Annotated in this window: 17 protein-coding genes and 1 tRNA gene; 10 read left to right on the forward strand and 8 right to left on the reverse strand. The window is 33.2% G+C overall.

Annotated features, from left to right (window positions below):
* Nucleotides 1-11: 11 nt before the first annotated feature.
* From CHLWT_RS08915 to CHLWT_RS08950, 8 genes are all read left to right on the forward strand, one after another.
* A complete protein-coding gene (locus CHLWT_RS08915) occupies nt 12-296 on the forward strand; it encodes a hypothetical protein (protein WP_063998871.1) in 285 nt (94 codons plus the stop codon).
* A gap of 37 nt (nt 297-333) precedes the next feature.
* A complete protein-coding gene (locus CHLWT_RS08920; protein WP_112000427.1) occupies nt 334-1512 on the forward strand; it encodes a glutathionylspermidine synthase family protein in 1179 nt (392 codons plus the stop codon).
* Nucleotides 1512-2057 carry a UbiX family flavin prenyltransferase gene (locus CHLWT_RS08925; protein ID WP_112000428.1) on the forward strand — a complete coding sequence of 182 codons (546 nt, stop codon included), beginning with the start codon at nt 1512-1514 and terminating at the stop codon, nt 2055-2057. Before CHLWT_RS08920 ends, CHLWT_RS08925 begins: the two co-directional genes overlap by 1 nt.
* A gap of 62 nt (nt 2058-2119) precedes the next feature.
* Nucleotides 2120-3067 (forward strand): D-2-hydroxyacid dehydrogenase, encoded by a 948-nt coding sequence (locus tag CHLWT_RS08930; protein WP_112000429.1) that lies wholly within the window; start codon nt 2120-2122, stop codon nt 3065-3067.
* 3 nt (nt 3068-3070) lie between these two features.
* Nucleotides 3071-3568 carry a YajQ family cyclic di-GMP-binding protein gene (locus CHLWT_RS08935; protein ID WP_059432994.1) on the forward strand — a complete coding sequence of 166 codons (498 nt, stop codon included), beginning with the start codon at nt 3071-3073 and terminating at the stop codon, nt 3566-3568.
* A gap of 9 nt (nt 3569-3577) precedes the next feature.
* Nucleotides 3578-4249 (forward strand): thioredoxin domain-containing protein, encoded by a 672-nt coding sequence (locus tag CHLWT_RS08940; protein ID WP_111971041.1) that lies wholly within the window; start codon nt 3578-3580, stop codon nt 4247-4249.
* 80 nt (nt 4250-4329) lie between these two features.
* The gene (locus CHLWT_RS08945) at nt 4330-5634 is read left to right on the forward strand and encodes a coproporphyrinogen III oxidase family protein (RefSeq protein WP_112000430.1); all 1305 of its coding nucleotides are present in this window, start codon (nt 4330-4332) and stop codon (nt 5632-5634) included.
* Nucleotides 5635-5707: 73 nt separating this feature from the next.
* Nucleotides 5708-5911, forward strand: a complete 204-nt coding sequence (locus CHLWT_RS08950; RefSeq protein WP_112000431.1) for a hypothetical protein — start codon at nt 5708-5710, stop codon at nt 5909-5911.
* A gap of 87 nt (nt 5912-5998) precedes the next feature.
* Here the strand turns inward: CHLWT_RS08950 and CHLWT_RS08955 are convergent, their stop codons facing one another.
* Genes CHLWT_RS08955 through CHLWT_RS08975 form a run of 5 tightly spaced genes read right to left on the reverse strand, consistent with a single transcriptional unit; the run spans nt 5999 to nt 11853 of the window.
* Nucleotides 5999-7708, reverse strand: coding sequence for an ATP-binding protein (locus CHLWT_RS08955; RefSeq protein WP_112000432.1), 1710 nt, complete (start codon nt 7706-7708; stop codon nt 5999-6001).
* Nucleotides 7705-9255 carry a fatty acid--CoA ligase gene (locus tag CHLWT_RS08960; protein ID WP_112000433.1) on the reverse strand — a complete coding sequence of 517 codons (1551 nt, stop codon included), beginning with the start codon at nt 9253-9255 and terminating at the stop codon, nt 7705-7707. Before CHLWT_RS08960 ends, CHLWT_RS08955 begins: the two co-directional genes overlap by 4 nt.
* Before the next feature lie 2 nt (nt 9256-9257).
* Nucleotides 9258-10535: an OmpP1/FadL family transporter gene (locus tag CHLWT_RS08965; RefSeq protein WP_112000434.1), complete on the reverse strand. Its 1278-nt coding sequence runs from the start codon at nt 10533-10535 to the stop codon at nt 9258-9260.
* On the reverse strand, nt 10532-11383 hold the full coding sequence (gene nfo, locus CHLWT_RS08970) for a deoxyribonuclease IV (protein WP_111949283.1): 852 nt from the start codon (nt 11381-11383) through the stop codon (nt 10532-10534). The genes CHLWT_RS08965 and nfo overlap by 4 nt, the downstream gene beginning before the upstream one ends.
* Entirely contained in the window at nt 11380-11853 is a 474-nt protein-coding gene (locus CHLWT_RS08975; RefSeq protein WP_112000435.1) for a hypothetical protein, read from the reverse strand. The genes nfo and CHLWT_RS08975 overlap by 4 nt, the downstream gene beginning before the upstream one ends.
* A 120-nt stretch (nt 11854-11973) precedes the next feature.
* Between CHLWT_RS08975 and CHLWT_RS08980 the strand changes: the two genes are divergently transcribed.
* Nucleotides 11974-12048, forward strand: a tRNA-Glu gene (locus tag CHLWT_RS08980).
* A 50-nt stretch (nt 12049-12098) separates the two neighbouring features.
* Here CHLWT_RS08980 and CHLWT_RS08985 read toward each other — a convergent pair.
* Nucleotides 12099-12875 carry a sulfite exporter TauE/SafE family protein gene (locus CHLWT_RS08985; protein ID WP_111971049.1) on the reverse strand — a complete coding sequence of 259 codons (777 nt, stop codon included), beginning with the start codon at nt 12873-12875 and terminating at the stop codon, nt 12099-12101.
* A gap of 174 nt (nt 12876-13049) precedes the next feature.
* Between CHLWT_RS08985 and CHLWT_RS08990 the strand changes: the two genes are divergently transcribed.
* Nucleotides 13050-14060 (forward strand): AI-2E family transporter, encoded by a 1011-nt coding sequence (locus CHLWT_RS08990; RefSeq protein WP_063998860.1) that lies wholly within the window; start codon nt 13050-13052, stop codon nt 14058-14060.
* 95 nt (nt 14061-14155) lie between these two features.
* Here CHLWT_RS08990 and CHLWT_RS08995 read toward each other — a convergent pair whose 3' ends face one another.
* Together CHLWT_RS08995 and CHLWT_RS09000 are read right to left on the reverse strand one after the other, a co-directional pair.
* Nucleotides 14156-16279, reverse strand: a complete 2124-nt coding sequence (locus tag CHLWT_RS08995; protein ID WP_112000783.1) for an autotransporter domain-containing protein — start codon at nt 16277-16279, stop codon at nt 14156-14158.
* Nucleotides 16280-16322: 43 nt separating this feature from the next.
* Complete coding sequence (locus tag CHLWT_RS09000) at nt 16323-17693, reverse strand: S8 family peptidase (RefSeq protein WP_112000782.1); 1371 nt, start codon at nt 17691-17693, stop codon at nt 16323-16325.
* Nucleotides 17694-17776 lie beyond the last annotated feature (83 nt).

The following is a 17776-nucleotide window of genomic DNA, read 5'->3' on the forward strand; positions in this document are numbered from 1 at the left end:
AGGGAGGCAAGATGCAAATTTCAAATCAGATGAATGCTCTTCTTAAGAGCTATACAAGTAAAAGTTTAGCAAATAAAAGTGATGATTTTAAGAAATTCTTAACTGAAAGCGACGCTAAATTTAAAGAATTACAAGATTTGATAAATAGTTTGGAAGATAAGATCAAAAAAGATGGAGATATGTTTAAAGTATTTGATTTTATGCAGATTATGAATCAGCTGATATATGGAAATTTGGACGATAAAGCTAAAGACAAACTTCTACAAAAAGCTATAAAAATAAGCAAAGAAGTTTAAGCCAAACTGCACTTTATAAAATTTAGATTAAGGAATTATATTGAATTTAAAAAAGATAGAACCGCTTAGCAATGAGTATTTAGAAAGTATAGGTTTTAGTTGGCATACAGATCCTGATCAAACGCCCTATATCGCAGATGAGCTAGTAGTAGTAAGCGAGGCTGAGTGCGAGGCTTATTATAAAGCAGCAAATGAGCTTTATGATATGTTTATAGCTGCTGCTGAGCACGTCATAGAAAATAATCTTTTCCATGAATTAGGTATCCCTTTTAATCTTATAGATATCATAAAAAGTAGCTGGGAAAATGATGTGCATTGGCATATTTATGGCAGATTTGATCTTGCAGGCGGACTTGATGGTAAGCCTATAAAGCTTATCGAGTTTAACGCAGATACGCCTACAAACGTGTTTGAGACGGCAATAGTGCAGTGGGCTATGCTTAAATTTAATAATATGGATGAGAGCAGACAGTTTAATAATCTTTTCGAAGCTTTGAGTGAAAACTTTAAGCGTTTGGTGACGTTAGAAGAAGATACTAGTGGCTTTGATGAGCATTATGAGGGCTGGAAGATACTATTTTCAAGTATTGCTGGAAACAGCGAAGATGAAAATACAACTAGACTTTTGCAAAGCGCTGCAAATGAAGCTGGATTTGAGACTGAGTTTGCTTATGTCGATGAAGTTAGCTTTAGTGATGAGGATGGTATCTTTTTTAACGGCAAGAATTACGAATATTGGTTTAAGCTGATCCCGTGGGAAAATATCGCCGTTGAAGAAGGGGAGCTGGCCCTTATCTTAAAAAATATTATAAATAATCAAAAAGCGATTATTTTAAATCCGGCTTATACTCTTTTATTTCAAAGTAAAGGGATTATGAAAATCCTATGGGATCTATATCCAAATCATCCTCTTTTGCTAGAGAGTAGTTTTGAGCCTCTTACTCATAAAAAACAGGTCAAAAAGCCGTTTTTAGCAAGAGAAGGAGCAAATGTAGCCATACTTGATGAAAATGCAAATGTAGAGTATGAAAACGGCGGAGAGTATGAAAATAGTAAATTTTTATATCAAGAATTTGTAGAGTTTAACAAAGACGGCAAGGGCGATAATTATCAAGCAGGTGTGTTTTTTGCTTATGAGGGTTGCGCGCTTGGTTTTAGAAAAGGTGGCGTAGTACTTGATAATTACTCAAAATTCGTCGGACACGTGATAAAATAGTGAAAATACTAGTAGGTATAACAGGAGCTAGTGGAGCTAATTTGGGTGTAAATCTAGCAAATATGGTATCAAATTTAGGTCACGAAGTTCATCTCATCATCAGTGAAAATGCAAAAATTTCTATGGAAAAAGAAGGTTTTGATACAGATGATCTAAATTCAAATGTTATCACGCATCAAAATGGTGAAATTTATTCAAGCCCAGCTAGTGGTTCATCTAAATTTGATAAGATGATAGTTGCGCCTTGTAGCATCAACACTCTAGCTAAAATTTCTTGCTCTTTGGCAGATAATCTCATAACAAGAGCGGCTGCCGTTATGCTAAAAGAGCACAAAACACTTATTTTGGCTGTTAGAGAAATGCCATTTTCGGCTATATCTCTTCGCCAAATGAGCGAATTATCAGCCTTAGGAATTATCATCGCGCCACCTGTTTTAGCCTACTACTCAAACCCAAAAAATTTAGATGAAATGGAAAACTTTATAATCGGTAAGTGGCTTGATCTGCTTGGCATAGAACACGATATATTTAGGCGTTGGAGTTAGAAATTTGATAATATTTTTTAAATTAAATTTGATATAATCAACCAAAACATAAAGGATATTCAATGGGCAAAGAAAATAGTTTAAAAATCGTCTGCTTAGATGCTGATACTCTTGGCGGAGATATAGACTTGAGTTCATATTTTAGTGAGTTTGACTTTACAAGCTATCCAAAGACAGATCCTTCAAATACCATTCAAAGGCTACAAAACGCTGATATAGTCATCACGAATAAGGTTTTAATAACCAAAGAAGTCATCGCACAAACAAATTTAAAACTGATTTGTGTAAGCGCAACTGGGGTGAATAATATAGACCTAGAAGCAGCAAAAGCAGCAAATATCCCTGTGAAAAATGTAGCTGGTTATTCGACTGCGAGTGTGGCACAGCAAACTTTTGCGTCGCTTTTGACGCTGCGAAATCAAGTCGCTTATTATGATGAGTATTGTAAGCGTGAAAATGGCTGGGCTGCTAGTCCTATTTTTGTGCATTTAAATAAGCCGATTTTTGAGCTAGAAGGCAAAAGCTTTTGTGTAATCGGACTTGGTGAGATCGGTAAAAAAGTAGCTAATATTGCAAGAAGCTTTGGATGCGTTGTGAGTTATTATTCAACTAGCGGTTTAAATCAAAATAATGAATTCAAACAAGTAAGCTTTGATGAAGCTTTAAAATCAGATATCATAAGCATACATTCCCCATTAAATGAAAACACAAAGGGACTTTTTGATGAAAAAGCCTTATCAAATTTAAAAGATGGTGCTACTCTTATGAACTATGGCAGAGGCGGGATAGTAGATGAAACAGCAGTGGCAAAACTCATCGATGAGCGTGAAATTTACTTTGCAAGTGATGTTTTAGAAACTGAACCTATGAAAAAAAATCATCCATTTTTGAATGTCAAAAACAGACACAGACTTCTCATCACGCCTCATATCGCTTGGGCTAGTGTAGAGGCTAGGAAAAGACTATTAAATTTAATAGTAAAAAATATCAAAGATTTTATAAAAGGATGATTTATGGCTGACGAACATAGTTTTGATATAAGTGCAAGTGTTGATCTTATGGAGGTCAAAAACGCTTTGGAAATCGCTAAAAAAGAGGTTGGTTCTAGATTTGACTTTAAAGGACTAAAAGCTGAGATAGAGTTAAATGAAAAAGACAAAACCATAACTTTACTTAGCTCAAGCGACAACAAGATCGATGCTTTAAAAGATATAGTTTTAAGCAAACTCATAAAGCGTGATATTCCGCCTGTAGCCATTAGTGAAGAAAAAAGAGAGAGTGCAAGTGGAGCAAATACAAAATGCACTTTAAAGCTCAATGATACGATAGATAAAGAGAGTGCAAAGACCATAACAAAGGCGATAAAAGATTCAAAGATTAAAGTGAGCGCTAGTATCAGAGGCGAAGAGATAAGAGTTGTAAGTAAGAGCATAGATGATCTTCAAGCAACTATAAAACTTGTAAAAGAGCTTGGGTTAAATTTACCACTTAGCTTTAAAAACTTAAAATAAAGGATTAAAATGCTTAAATTTAAAAAATTAGTAGTCGTAAGTTTGCTTACTCTTAGCACTACTTTAAGTGCGATCACAGAGGGCGTAGAATATACAAAATTAAAAGGTAGTGAGATTATACAAGGTGCTGATGATAAAATCATAGAGCTTTTTAGCTACGCTTGTATTCACTGCTATAACCATTTTAAAATTGGTACATTAAAGTTTGTATCAGAGTTTTTGCCAGAGTTTAAATACGAAGAGTGGCAAGTAAAGCAGATGGGAGAATTTGGCTATCAAATAGCTGAGGTTTTAGCGTATGCAAAAATGATCGATGAGAAAAATTTTATAAACAACTCGCTAAATGAAAAGTCGGCTTATCATCAAGTTATGAAAGCGTATTTTGAAGGATATTTTAAATATAGACAAAGATGGGGCACTCAAGAAGCATTTTATGAAGTTGGTGCAAACGCCATAAAAGAAGCTACTAAAACAGATGTGAGCGTACAAGATATACTAGACTATGCTAGTAGTGAAAAAGGCAAGAGCTTTGTAAAAAGATTTGATGATGGGTTAGCTATAGCTAAGATCAGCGGAACTCCTGCTTTTGTAGTAAAAGGAAAATATTTAGTAAATTTAGAAAAAGTAAATAGTCAAGAAGAATTAGTCGAAATCATAAAAGCTTTGGTAAAGTTAGACTAAATTTTCTCAATTTTCATCTTATTAATTCTAATATGATATTATTAAAATTTATATTTAATAATAGATAAAGGATTAATGAGATGAGTTTTTTAAGTTTTATTCAAAACTCAAGCGTAAAATACGCTGCTCTTTCCATGCAAAAATCATTATATAATGAGCTTAATATCGACATTTTAACTAACGATTTTCAAAAAATTCCAAATCCGGATAAAAAATATATGCTATACGCGCATATCCCCTTTTGCCATACTTTTTGTCCGTATTGTTCATTTCATAAATACGCTTATGATGAGGAAGCGGCTAAAAAATACTTTGCAAGCTTAAGGCTTGAAATGACTGCGATGAAAGACGCAGGATATGACTTTGGCTCTATGTATGTTGGTGGCGGAACTACTTTGATAAACGAAGACGAGCTTATAAAAACACTTGAGCACGCTAAAAATCTTTTTAATATAAAAGATATCTCTGCAGAAACAGATCCAAATCACATAGCAGCTGAAAATCTCACTCGTTTTAAAGGACTCATTGATAGGCTTAGTATCGGTGTTCAGAGTTTTAACGATGATATCTTAAAAAAGGTTGCAAGATATGATAAATTCGGTTCATCAAAAGAGCTACAAGAAAAACTAAGCGCAGCCATAGGCATACTTCCAGTTACTAGTTTGGATCTTATTTTTAATTTCCCTTTTCAAACCAAGGAGCTTCTTTTAAACGATATTACTATTGCAAAAAGCTTGGATCCTGAGCAGATCACATTTTATCCTTTGATGAAATCAAATTTAACAAAAGATAAGATAGCCGCCAGTCTTGGTGTAAGCAATAACGACTTTGAACGTGAATTTTACGAGCTGATACGTGCTGAGTTTAAAGAGTATTGTCCTAATAACGCTTGGTCTTTTTCAAAAAATAGCCTAAGTCTAAAAGATGAATATGTAAGTAGCAACCACGAATATGTCGGTGTTGGAAGTGGAGCTTTTAGCTTTTTAGATGGCGAGCTAGTTATAAATGCTTTCAACCTTGATGATTATAGTGAGCGTATTAACGCAAAAGCAAGTGCTACGATAGCTAAATGTAAATTTAAATATAAAGAAAGACTAAAATATCTATTTTTAACCGAACTTTTTGACGGAAAGATAGATGTGGATAAATTTAATGCGGCTTGCGGTGCGAATTTAAAAACTGCATTATTTAAAGAAATTCTACTTTTGAAGCTTACAAATGCTATCAAAATAAACGGAAATTTTATAGAATTAACCGAGTTTGGACGTTATATCTTTGTTGTTTTGATGAAAGAGTTTTATATCGGTATGGACACCGTTAGAGCTATTTTTAGAGATGAAGCGAAACTAAAAAAATCTAAAAAATTAAGAGTTATGGCTAGCTGATCGGTCTGTTTTGTTTGAGATAAATTTAACAAAATAAAGTATAAAATATAAATAATATCACAAAGGTTTAAATTTGAAAAAAGCTACTTTGATCTGTCTGCTTGGGATAGTTATGGCGTTTGGCGGTGATTATGAAGATGGTTTTGTAGCCTTTGAAAATAACGACTATAAAAAAGCAGCTAAGCACTTTAAACTTGCTTGTGATGGTGGAGATGTGATAAGCTGCAACGAACTCGGCGTTATGAATAGAATAAAGCATAGAATATCCTATCTATAGGCAAATTTACCGCCACCTTTTTAAGTCATACATAAAGAGCTTGTCATATAAATAAGATAAGTAAATGATACTAAGGTCGCTTAATTTTTATAAAAGTCCGACTTTTTTATCTTCTCCAAAAGATGAGCTTAGCTCTCTTTTTATCTCTTTTTCAAAAGCTTCCATAGTAAAGATTCCCTCATCATCGCAAGCCACTTTAAGAGCAGTATTTTTTAGCACAAGAACTATTTGGGCTCCGCTTAGTTCAAATTTAGCCAACTCTTCTAAACTAAAATCTTCTTCAAAACTAGCATTTTGCGGGATGATCTTTTGCCAAATTTTTAGCCTTGCTGCTAGATCTGGTTTTTTAAATTCTATCTTATAATCAAATCTTCTCGAAAATGCGTGATCCAAACTTTGCATAAAATTCGTAGTCGCGACAAGAACACCTTCAAATTTTTCTATCTGTTCTAAAAAAATATTTTGCATTTGGTTATGCATTTTATCGCTTCCACTACTAGAGTCCGTGCGCGTTGATAAAAATTGATCGGCTTCATTTAGCAGTAAGACCGGTTCTGTTTTTGTTTTTGCGCAGATTTCTTTATATGTATCAAAGATCTTACGGACGTTTTGCTCACTTTCGCCTACGTATTTGCTTAGTATTTTTGAGCAGTCAAAGCTAAGAATTTGTTTTTTGAGACTTTTTGCAAGACTTAAGGCGCTCATTGTTTTGCCAGTTCCAGGACTTCCGTAAAATATGACTTTAACCGATACGCTTTTTTGACTCTTTATGCCCCAACTATTTAGCCTATTTATTACTTTTTTATCCGTTTGTTTTAGGATATTATCTAATAGCTCTTTGGTTTGATCGTTTAAAACTACGTCGTTTAAGTCGCTGCTTGGCTCGATAAGTTCGAATATATCGCTCTTGCTTACCATCGTTTCTAGCTTAAGTTTTCTTCTTTTTTTAGAGTTTTGAGGATGCATGATTAGTTGTAATATATCTTCATTTATAAAAAAACTCCTGCTTACGCTTCCAAAAGCATTTAAAACTTCGTCATAATCGATAAGCGCGTTTTCAAGTAAATTTGAGCCTTCTTCAAGCAAGCTTCTGTTTTTCATCCGCTCCATATCGTCTTTGCTGACTAAGCTTACTAGCGTATTTAGATCTCTTAGCGTTTCAAACTCACCACTATACTCCTCTTTTAAAAGCGCTAGAAATATTATCTGCTCTTTTTCATTGAGACTATTTTCTTTAAAAATTTGCTCACAGGCTAGATGAATTTTACTGATCTTTAGGCGATCTTCGATGATACTTTCTAAATTTTTTATTTTTTTATCTAGTTTTGATTTGGCGTTTTGGCTGTGATTATTTAACCTTTTTTGATAAAGCTCTACTCGTAAAAACTCATCTTTTAGGTATTCTAAGTGATCATTATATGGCTCATTAGCAGGCATTAAATTTATAGTTTTTCCATCTTCAAGTAGTCTTAAAAATTGTTCGCTTAACTCTATTTCGTTATAAAGCATACTTAGCTTAGATGATTTTTGTTTGACGTTTTCTTTTAAAAATGAAAAATTATGTACCAAATAGCCCATATCGATCAGATTTTTTATCTGAGATATGTATTCTAAATATTTTAAATTTTCTTCTTTAAAAATAGCATTAAGCACGTCAAATACAGTAGCTGAGCTAACTCCATTTATGTAGTGATTTGTCATGTACTGCAAGATTTTGATCTCATCTTTATCGCATTCTAAAATCGTGAAAATCTCCGAATTTGTATTATTTTCTAAAAAATCTTTTAGATATTTCAATTTATTTTGCCTTTGATATTTTCTTTCAGAACTCTTTTTAAAACTTTGCCAGCTGCATTTTTTGGTAATTCATCTGCGAAATAAACATGTTTTGGTATCTTGAAATTTGCAAGATGATTTTTTAAAAAAGCCTTGACTTTAGCTTCGCTTAAGACCATATCTTCTTTTAGCTGTATAAACGCAACCACGTCTTCATCTTCGTTTTCGTCTTTTATGCCGATCACCGCACACGCCTGAACTTCTTCTATTTTGTAGATGAGCTCTTCGATCTCTCTAGGATATATATTTTGTCCTTTAGAGATGATGAGATCTTTTAAGCGATCTACTATATATAAAAATCCATCGCTATCTACTTTTCCAAGATCTCCTGTCCTTAGCCAGCCATTTATGATCACTTCATCAGTAGCCGTAGGATTATTTAAATATCCTTGCATGACGTTATCACCTTTTACGATGATCTCTCCAACTTCCCCTGTTTTTACTTCTATCATTTCATCATCTACTATTTTTACGTCAAATTTTGGAAGCGGAAGCCCTACACTTGAGACTTTTTTATTTTCGGGACGATTTACACTTACTAGCGGTGAGCACTCGCTAAGCCCGTATCCTTCAAGAAGTTTGGCACGTGGAAAAATTCGCTCAAAATCTTCTATGGTTTGACGAGCCAGCGGAGCTGAGCCACATACAAAATATCTTATGGCGTTAAACCATTTAAAATACCACGGAATTTTGGCTTTTGCCATAGCGCTGTAAATAGCAGGAACTCCTAAAAATACGGTTACTCTTTTGAGCAAAGTCTGTTTTAAAACATTTGGAAATGGAAATACGGATTTAACGATAACTTCACCACTTGCACTATATATAGGCATTATAACCATAACAGTAAGCGTAAAGCTATGAAACATAGGAAGATAAACGATAAACCTATCTTTGTGAGTTATGCTAAATATCTCATTTATGCCAAGTATGTTTGAAAATACGTTTTTATAGCTGATAACTGCACCTTTTGGATGGCCAGTAGTTCCTGAAGTATAGATGATGCTAGCAGTGTCTTCAAGCTTGACGGGTGAAACAAAATCTTTATCTATGGCTTTATAAAAAGCGTCTTTGAAACTTTGATAAGCACTATTTTTAAATTCACTATTTTTAAATTCACCGATCACAACTACTTTTAAAGATGACATCTCTAAGCCATCTATCTCTTTTAAATGAGAGTTTGAGACTATCAGCATTTTAGCTTGACAATCATTTAGTATATATCTAAATTCATCTTTTTTTAAAAAAGTGTTTATGGGAACGGGGATCGCTCCTATGGCTGTGATGGCAAAAAACGATATGACAAATTCTTCGCAGTTTGTCACTATCATAGCTACTTTGTCATTTTTAGCTATTTGATTATCTCGTAAAAAAGTTATGGTTTGATCTACTTTTAATTTTAATTCTTTATAAGATAGTTTTGCTTTTTCTGAGAAAATCGCTATATTTTTAGGATGTAAAGAAGCTGAGCTATTAAGCATCTCATAGTAGTTGTTAAATTTATATTCCATAATCAAAACCTATATTTTATGCCTAAATTTACTAGTTGAGCATCGCCGTTTTTCATATTTCCAACGACATTGTTAAACGAATTTGCTAGATCGCTTTTGTCTATATGTCTATCTTTTCTATCTTGATATAAGTAACCAAAAGCAAGCTCGATATCTTCATTAAATTTATAATTAAATCCAAGCGAATACACATAAGCAGAAGTATCAGGAAGCTCAAATCCTATCAATTTTGGATCGCTTGGACTTTCATCATAAGCAAAACCGCCCATTAATCTAAATTTGGTATTTATATCCCAAACTACGCCAAATCTGTAGGTGTTTGAGTCTTTCCAGTTTTTTTCCACGGGACGATCAAATACGGCTGAAGCTGGGATAGTAGTTCCACCGTAATTAAAATCAAATCTTTCTAGTTTTGACCAGTATGTTCTCTCATAAGCAGTAAGTAAAGTCACATCTTTAATCTTATATGAAAGTGCTAAGATCAAAGTAGCAGGAAGCGGTATGCTGACATCTACGTGTCCATCGTACGAGCCATTAAACGGCGGTATAGCAGGAGTTGATTTTGAAGTTATCTTTGCGTTGCCTTCTAAATTTAGATCTACTTTTGAGCGGTAAGTAGCTGCTAGACTAAGCTCGTCAGTAGGTTTATAAGTTATGGCGGCGTTCCAACCAAAATTTATATCATCGCCATCAATCTCTCTATGAGCATCTAAGTTTATGACTCCACCGCCTATACTGCCATTTGGATTTGTTTCTGCTTTGCCAGTCGCATAAATGACTCTAAATCCACCGCCTATGCTAATCTCATCAGTAACTCTATAGGCTACGCTAGGATTTAGTTCAAAAACCTTGAGCGAAAAAAGCTTTGCGGTTGATGCGGGGTATTTATCATTCCAGCTTATGGATAGTCCAGCAGGTACTACAAAACTAAGTCCAAAGCGCCAGTTTGTAATGTATTCAGGCGATACGAAATGAAAGGTAGGAACTAAAAAGTCTGAGCTTTTAGAAGTTGTATGGTAGTTGTTAGCATTTAAAACATCAGGACTAAATGAGTGCTTTGCTAAATGGATATACGTAAATGAGTTTTCAAAATAATGTCTAATATCCTCAACATACATCATATTTGCTGGGTTGTAATAAGCAGCATCTGGGCCAAAGCTAGAAGCGATGTTTGATGCTCCTAAAGCTACAGCATCACTACTTTGCTCTGGTATCTTATAGCCTGCTGCTTGCAAGTAGCAAACCACGCCTACTAGAACAGCTATTTTTTTATAAATCATCTATATCCTTTTATCAAATTTCTTAAATGCTCTATCTCATCTTTCCATATGCTATCATCTATAGTTTCTAAGATAAGTGGTATCTCATCTATCCTATCATCGTTCATAATATTTTCAAAACTGCTCCACCCAAGATATCCTTTTCCTAGGCTTTCGTGACGATCTTTTTTTGAGCCAAGATCGCATTTGCTATCATTTATATGCATTCCTTTTAGATACTCAAAACCTATCAAGTTTTCAAACTCGCCCATAGTTTTTGCATAGCTTTGTTTATCTTTGATGTCGTATCCTGCGGCAAAAAGATGACAAGTATCTATGCAAACGCCTATTCTATTTTTATCAGCCGTGTTTTTTATGAGGTAGGCGAGATGTTCGAATTTATACCCCATATTTGAGCCTTGACCAGCTGTATTTTCTATGACTAAAGTGATATTTTGCGAATGCTCTAAGATATAGTTTATGGAATTTGCTATGTTCTTTAAACATTGTATTTCACTTATCAAATTTAGATGAGAGCCGGGGTGAAAGTTTATCATCTCAAGTCCTAGAGCCCCCAAGCGTTCTATCTCATCTAAAAATGCATCTATGCTTTTTTGTCTTTGCTGAGTCTCTGGATGACCTAGATTTATAAGATAACTATTGTGCGGAAGTATGTGTTTGGTATTGATATTTGATATTTTTAAATTTAGTTTAAATGCTTCTATATCTTCATTTGCTAGTGGTTTTGCACTCCATTGCCTTTGATTTTTTACAAATAACGCAAACGCATCAGCACCAATTTTTGCGGCGTTTAACGGAGCATTTTGCACTCCGCCACTAGCACTTACGTGCGCTCCGATTTTCTTCAATTAAGCTCTTTCATTACTATTTTTATACCATTTTTTTGGTCTGTGAAACGGACTTCGCCACCACAAATTTTGTATTCTACTGAAATATTTCTTAGATTTTGTTCAAAGCCGCAGTCTGTTTTTACTAAGTTTTTGCCATCATATATCGCTCTAGCTTCTAAAATATCTTCTAGCAAATCCTCATAATGAGCATTTAAAAAGAACTTTTTATTAAATTCGGTTTTATTTTCACAAGCGTTATTTATGCAAATTTTATCTTTGATATTTAAATTTAAAATGCTTTTTCCGCTATTATAAATTTGTATGTTTGTGTAATTTTTGTAAAAATGTATAAATCCAGCGTCATTTACCTTTAAAATCTTTGATTTTATGAGTAAAGATATGCTTTTTGAATGATCTACCTTAGGCGTAGCACAGCTAGTAAAAAATCCTATAATAAATATGAAAAACAATGATTTAAATTTAAACAACATTCAGCCTTTTTAAATTTTTGCAGAATTATACAGCAAAATGTTAAATTTTATGTATTTTTAAGTATTTATTAAGTGAATAAGAAGTATAATCACACTTCCAAAAAACAAACCGCAAGTGGCCCCTTCGTCTAGCGGTTAGGACATCGCCCTTTCACGGCGGTAACACGAGTTCGAGTCTCGTAGGGGTCACCAAGATTTATTCTTTTTATTTTTATCCTAAAACACTTTATATTTTACTTTAATTAAAAACTTAGAATTTCTAGTTTTCTTAATAACCCTATAAATGTAAGTATTATTGATAGTAGATAAACTCCAAGAAGTACTTTTTTGTGAGCTTTTACTTGCATTTTTTCTATGATTTTTATACCTATAATGACTCCTATCATAGATGATATGCCAACGCTAATGCCTGCATTTACTATATCTTTATTTATAACACCAGAACTTATGAAAGAAATGGTACCAGAAAGCGATGCGAATATCACAAAAAATAGAGATATCGGTACGACTTTTTTACTATCAAACCCTAGAGTATATCCCAAAATAGGAGCTATAAGCAATCCACCGCCGATACCTAAAGATATGGCAAAAACACCAGTTAAAGTTCCTGCGCCTATCAAAATAAGGCGTTTTTGTAGTTCATTTCTTTTGGTTTGAATAACTACGTTTTTTATGCCAAATGCGTATTTTAAGAAAAATATTATACTCAAACATAAAAATACACTAGTCAATGCTACATCTGAAAATAGCCTTACTATAGTTCCGCTAAAACTAGCACCTACTAATCCTCCTAGCCCTACTAATATACCATCATTTATATTTAAATTTCTCTTTTTGTAGTTCATAAAAGAGCCAAATACCGACGAAAACATCATCTGAAAAACAGAAATCGCTATGGCATTATGAGAGCTCATACCTACACTTAACATAAATGGCACGATGATCATACCTCCGCCGATCCCAAAAAGCCCAGAAAAGATACCAGCAACAATTCCGATGAATATATAAGAAAATTCCATTATTTTTCACTTTTTTAAATTTAAAAAGCTGATTTTACAGCATAAATACAAATTGTTTGCTTAGATTTTATGAAAATATTTTATAATACTAGAATTGTTTTTAAATTTATAATTTTAGGTTTTGGCTTATTAAGTCAAATATAGAGCATTTTTAGAATTTCTCAAGGATTAAATTTGAAATATCAGCTTATTTTGATTTCCATAGCTAGTTTTGTCATCATTGTAGCGGGACTTAGCGCAGCATCATCTATAGTTGTGCCTTTTTTATTGGCGGTTTTTATCGCTATTATCGTATCTCCTATGCTTGATTTTATGGCTAGACTAAAAATAGGGCGAACTTTGGCCTTTGTGGTGATTATCCTAGCTTTTGTTCTTGTGTTATGGTTTTTAGGAAATGTTATCGCCACTGCGTTAAATGGTTTTAGCGCCGCACTTCCTGAATATCAAGTAAAACTCTCAAACTTCATCGATGAGACTATAGCTTGGCTAAATTCCTATGAGATTATTAAGATAAATAGTTTTGTGATAGATAGCATAGATACAAACAAGATCTTTTCTACCACAAGCACTATTTTAAGGCAAACTAGTGAGATAGTTACAAAGTCATTTTTGGTGTTCTTACTAGTGATTTTTATGCTTGTTGAAACTCAGGTTTTTAAAGACAAAGTAGAGTATTTTTCTAAAAAACATAGTCTAACACATAATATAGTAAATAATTTTATATCAAATTTAAAAAGATATCTAGCTATAAAAACCATATCTTCTATCGCTACTGGTCTTATTTTATGGGGTTTTTTGGTTTATTTTAATATTCCTTACGCGCCACTTTGGGTCACTCTTGCTTTTATACTAAATTATATACCTACTATAGGTTCTATCATAGCTGCAGTTCCTGCTATTTTGATATCGCTTTTGGTAAATGATTTTGGCGATACGCTGTGGCTAAGCCTGGTTTATCTAGTCGTAAATATCGCTATAGGCAACTTCATAGAGCCTAAATTTCTAGGTTCTGGGCTTGGAATTTCGACACTTGTTGTCATACTTAGCCTACTTTTTTGGGGATTTGTGCTTGGGATCGGCGGAATGTTTTTAGCCGTTCCTCTTACTATGAGTATCAAAATAGCCCTAAATGAAAATCCAAAAACCAAATTCCTAGCAATACTACTTAGCAACAAAGCGGATTAGCAAAATATTTACAATCATTCATAAGCTATAATATTTTAGATTATGAATGATTTTATAGATTACCAACTAAACAATATATCTCTTTAAAATAGATTTTAAAATCTTTTTCCAAACATAGTCATTAAATTTATATTATTAGCATCTTCTATATATTCAGATAGTATCCCAACGCTAATGAAATATCCATTTTTAAATGATGTTTTTGAATTTATACCTACGCTAATAACATCTTTATTTAGTTTTTGATCGCTACTTATTTTTGCAAGCGATGGAAAATCCACAAAACTATAGCTGTTTTTGAGCTTTTTACCGCTAATTCTACGCTCATACAAACTATATAACGATATATCAGTCGTATTTTCGCTATGCTTTAGCTTGTAAGTGCCGTATAGCCCTCCTGTTATGCTGGTGCTAAAATGAGATATTTTTTCATATTCTGTGGCAAATAAAGAGCCTGATTCTCTAAATTTATCTTGAAACATGTATGAACCACTAGTATAAACTAGCGGTGTTAGTGTAAAGTTATCACTAACTACAAAATCTTTAGATAAGCCTAGTTGAAGTGAGGCTGTTTTTGTATCGTAATCACTTGATAAATTTGAGTTAGTTCCTATTATTTGTCTATTGATTTTGTTATCACCAAAACCAAAACCAGCTCCACTTAAAAACTTAGCAATTCCAAAATCATAAATATAATTGGCTCCTAAATTTATATATTTGCTTTCAAAATTTCCTGGGTTATCATTAAAATTTAATTTAGTCTTAACGAAATTTATATTGAATATAGCTTGGGAATTTGGGGTTGGATTACCTCCAAATGCTAGGTCAAACCCATAAGCATCGCCTTTATAATTATCAGCTTTAATTTTTTTATATTTAGGAGATAGATACCAAATAAACGATTTTGCTTCTTCGATTAGTCCCATATCATAGACAAAATCAGATGAAGTAATGCCGTTATAAGCAAGGTATGTAGGGGACTGTTTAAAGTGGGCAATATTATCTATAGTATTAAACATAACCGGATTGATAGCTAGCATCATATTTGATTGGTTAAAAGACTCTTGTTGAGAAAAAACGTGTGGGGCAATATCTGCGATTAAATTTGAATCTATCGATTTTACTGCTTGATTGAAAGTTGTTTGATCGCCATTTTCTATCTTAGTAAAGAAGTCTTGATAAGCAGAGTTAAGATCTCCTTCTCTTATATCTGATAAAGCGCCATTATATACACCTTTTTTAATGGTAGGAGTAACCACAATATAATCTTTGCTGTTTTGATCAGGATTGCTAGGATTTGTTTGAGTATTTAATTCATCTTTTTTGCTATTTTCTTCACTATTATCATAATTTTTAGTTTCATCTTGTTTTTCTGTTTGATCATCGCTAATAGGTTGTTTTTCTGTTTGATCATCAATATAACCTTTGCTGTTTTGATCAGGATTACTAGGATTTGTTTGAGTATTTAAATCATCTTTTTTGCTATTTTCTTCACTACTATCATAATTTCCAGCATTATCTTGTTTTTCTGTTTGATCATCGCTAACAGGAGACGTTGTAATGGTTTTATTTATAGTTTGTTTATCTAAATTATTAAGAGATATTTTAAAAGAAATTGCATTATTTTCTTTTACTTCTATGCTTGTAAAATTATTTATATAATTAGCCAAATCTCCCAAATCTATCTTATATTCTTTATCTATGGTATAGTATTTTTCTAATGGGTTGTATTGAAGTGTTCCGCCTTGTATATCGTAATTATTAGCTATAAGCTTTGAGTTATCATCATTACCAAAGTCTAAGATAAGCTTTGCACTCCCTGTTTGAGTATATTTTCCGCTTACTACTAAATCGCTTAAATCCTCATTTCCAGGACGAATGATTGAGTTATCGTTGGTTAAATTTTGTTTAATCACTCCATTACCGCTTAGAATTGAGCCGTTATTGACATAGACACTTCCAGCGATTTGTGCTGTTTTGCTATCTTTGCTTAGTAGTCTTATACCACCAGCATTTATAATAGTAGCACCCTCATAGCTATTAGTACCACTTAGGGTTAAAACCCCACTGCCTGATTTGATAAGTCCTACATTTAGATTATCTAATTTTTTAGGCAAATTATCAGCTTCAAGGTTATGAGTATTAGCTTCCCATTTTCTTTGGCTTATATCATTGCTAAACTCAGCATCATTTCCCTTAGTATCTAGCGAATAATACACCGCAGTTTCGCCATACTGACTACTTACATCTGCATCGCTTAATCTATTTGCGTCTAAGATTCCTATACCTTATTAAAGCCTTATCAATATCCAAAATTCCTTGACCAAATAGATCCTCTTTCGTAACCTTTTGAACCCATGGATAGTCATCATCATCGATAGCAGCCATACCGCTCATACGATCATATTTCCAATTTATACCAAAATATCCGGAATTTAATAAATCCTTCTCAACGGCTTTTTGATCTATACTACCATCTTCTTTTTTTGGAATTTCGCTATCTACATAAAATATTGTGTATCTCTTTGAGCTAGAGCAAAGAACTTTACCATCACAAAGAGTTTTTCCGGTAGTAGTCTCTTTTAAAACAATTTTAGGTCCTATATAGTCTTTATTAGCAGTAGAGAGCAAGGTATCGGCTATCTGTTTGCCGCTCATAAATGGAAATTTTTGAGCTACTAAGGCAGCAGCACCAGTCACCACAGGGGCTGCCATAGATGTACCGCTAGAGACTCTATATAGATTTTTATCTGAACGATTAGTTAGAGGATCAGTCACATCATAACTAGCATTTACGCTATTGATGTTTGTCCCGGGTGCTGCTAAACTAAAGTTATAAACACCTTTTAATCCATTAGAATATGTAGTAGGAGCACTCAAATAATCAAATTTATCATCTCTTTTTGTGGTTACTATAAATTTACCATCACTATCCTTGCTAACTTGTGCGCTATCTAGGGCTGTTACTACTATTATAGATCTAATATCTTCATCATAATATGGAGCTAAAGCCATGATACCAGGAGATATGATCCCCTCATTACCAGAGGCAAAAACGCTAAGAATTTGCTTCTCTTTAGATAGCTTTATAAGATCACTTGCAGTTGAATCTCTTTGAATTAACGGGATATAATCATTTGGATTATTAGCATTTTTTAGAAATAAAATCGATGAACTAGTGAGCGAATTTAATCCAGATAGCGGATAAACCGTAGCATTCCAACTATTATTAATAGCTGCGATATTTTTATCCTTAAAATACTCATATACATTTGGGGCTGTAAATTTAGATGAACCAGTATTATGCCCTGTTATCTGAACGCCATAAGCCTTGGCGTCTGTAGCGATTCCGCCTATTTTGCCATCGGGCTTAGCTAGTATAATCCCAGCTACATGGCTACCATGAGTATCAACTGAAAAATCCGGCTCATAATCACTACCTCTATACTCAGAATAAATTTGATCCACAATCCGCCCAGATAAGTTAGGGTGATCTTTATTTATCGCACTATCTATAACCCCAACAAATACGCCATCACCAGTTACGCTCTTGTCATTATAATTAATAAGCTCAAAATCTGTAACACCAAACAGATATATAGGAATAATAAGTAATAATTTAATGGATTTCATAAATTTGCCTTAATTGCTTTATATTAATTATTATATAATAATTAATTTTATAAAAATATAAAAAATAATTATAATCTTTAAGC

This window comes from Campylobacter hyointestinalis subsp. lawsonii (assembly GCF_013372165.1).
GTDB lineage: Bacteria > Campylobacterota > Campylobacteria > Campylobacterales > Campylobacteraceae > Campylobacter > Campylobacter lawsonii.

Bases quoted from the DNA above. Each gene is read 5' to 3' on its own strand.
- CHLWT_RS08965 (WP_112000434.1), bottom strand. From the start codon at position 10,535: ATGATTTATAAAAAAATAGCTGTTCTAGTAGGCGTGGTTTGCTACTTG.
- CHLWT_RS08915 (WP_063998871.1), top strand. From the start codon at position 12: ATGCAAATTTCAAATCAGATGAATGCTCTTCTTAAGAGCTATACAAGT.
- CHLWT_RS09000 (WP_112000782.1), bottom strand. From the start codon at position 17,693: ATGAAATCCATTAAATTATTACTTATTATTCCTATATATCTGTTTGGT.
- CHLWT_RS08930 (WP_112000429.1), top strand. From the start codon at position 2,120: ATGGGCAAAGAAAATAGTTTAAAAATCGTCTGCTTAGATGCTGATACT.
- CHLWT_RS08960 (WP_112000433.1), bottom strand. From the start codon at position 9,255: ATGGAATATAAATTTAACAACTACTATGAGATGCTTAATAGCTCAGCT.
- CHLWT_RS08985 (WP_111971049.1), bottom strand. From the start codon at position 12,875: ATGGAATTTTCTTATATATTCATCGGAATTGTTGCTGGTATCTTTTCT.
- CHLWT_RS08945 (WP_112000430.1), top strand. From the start codon at position 4,330: ATGAGTTTTTTAAGTTTTATTCAAAACTCAAGCGTAAAATACGCTGCT.
- CHLWT_RS08940 (WP_111971041.1), top strand. From the start codon at position 3,578: ATGCTTAAATTTAAAAAATTAGTAGTCGTAAGTTTGCTTACTCTTAGC.
- CHLWT_RS08935 (WP_059432994.1), top strand. From the start codon at position 3,071: ATGGCTGACGAACATAGTTTTGATATAAGTGCAAGTGTTGATCTTATG.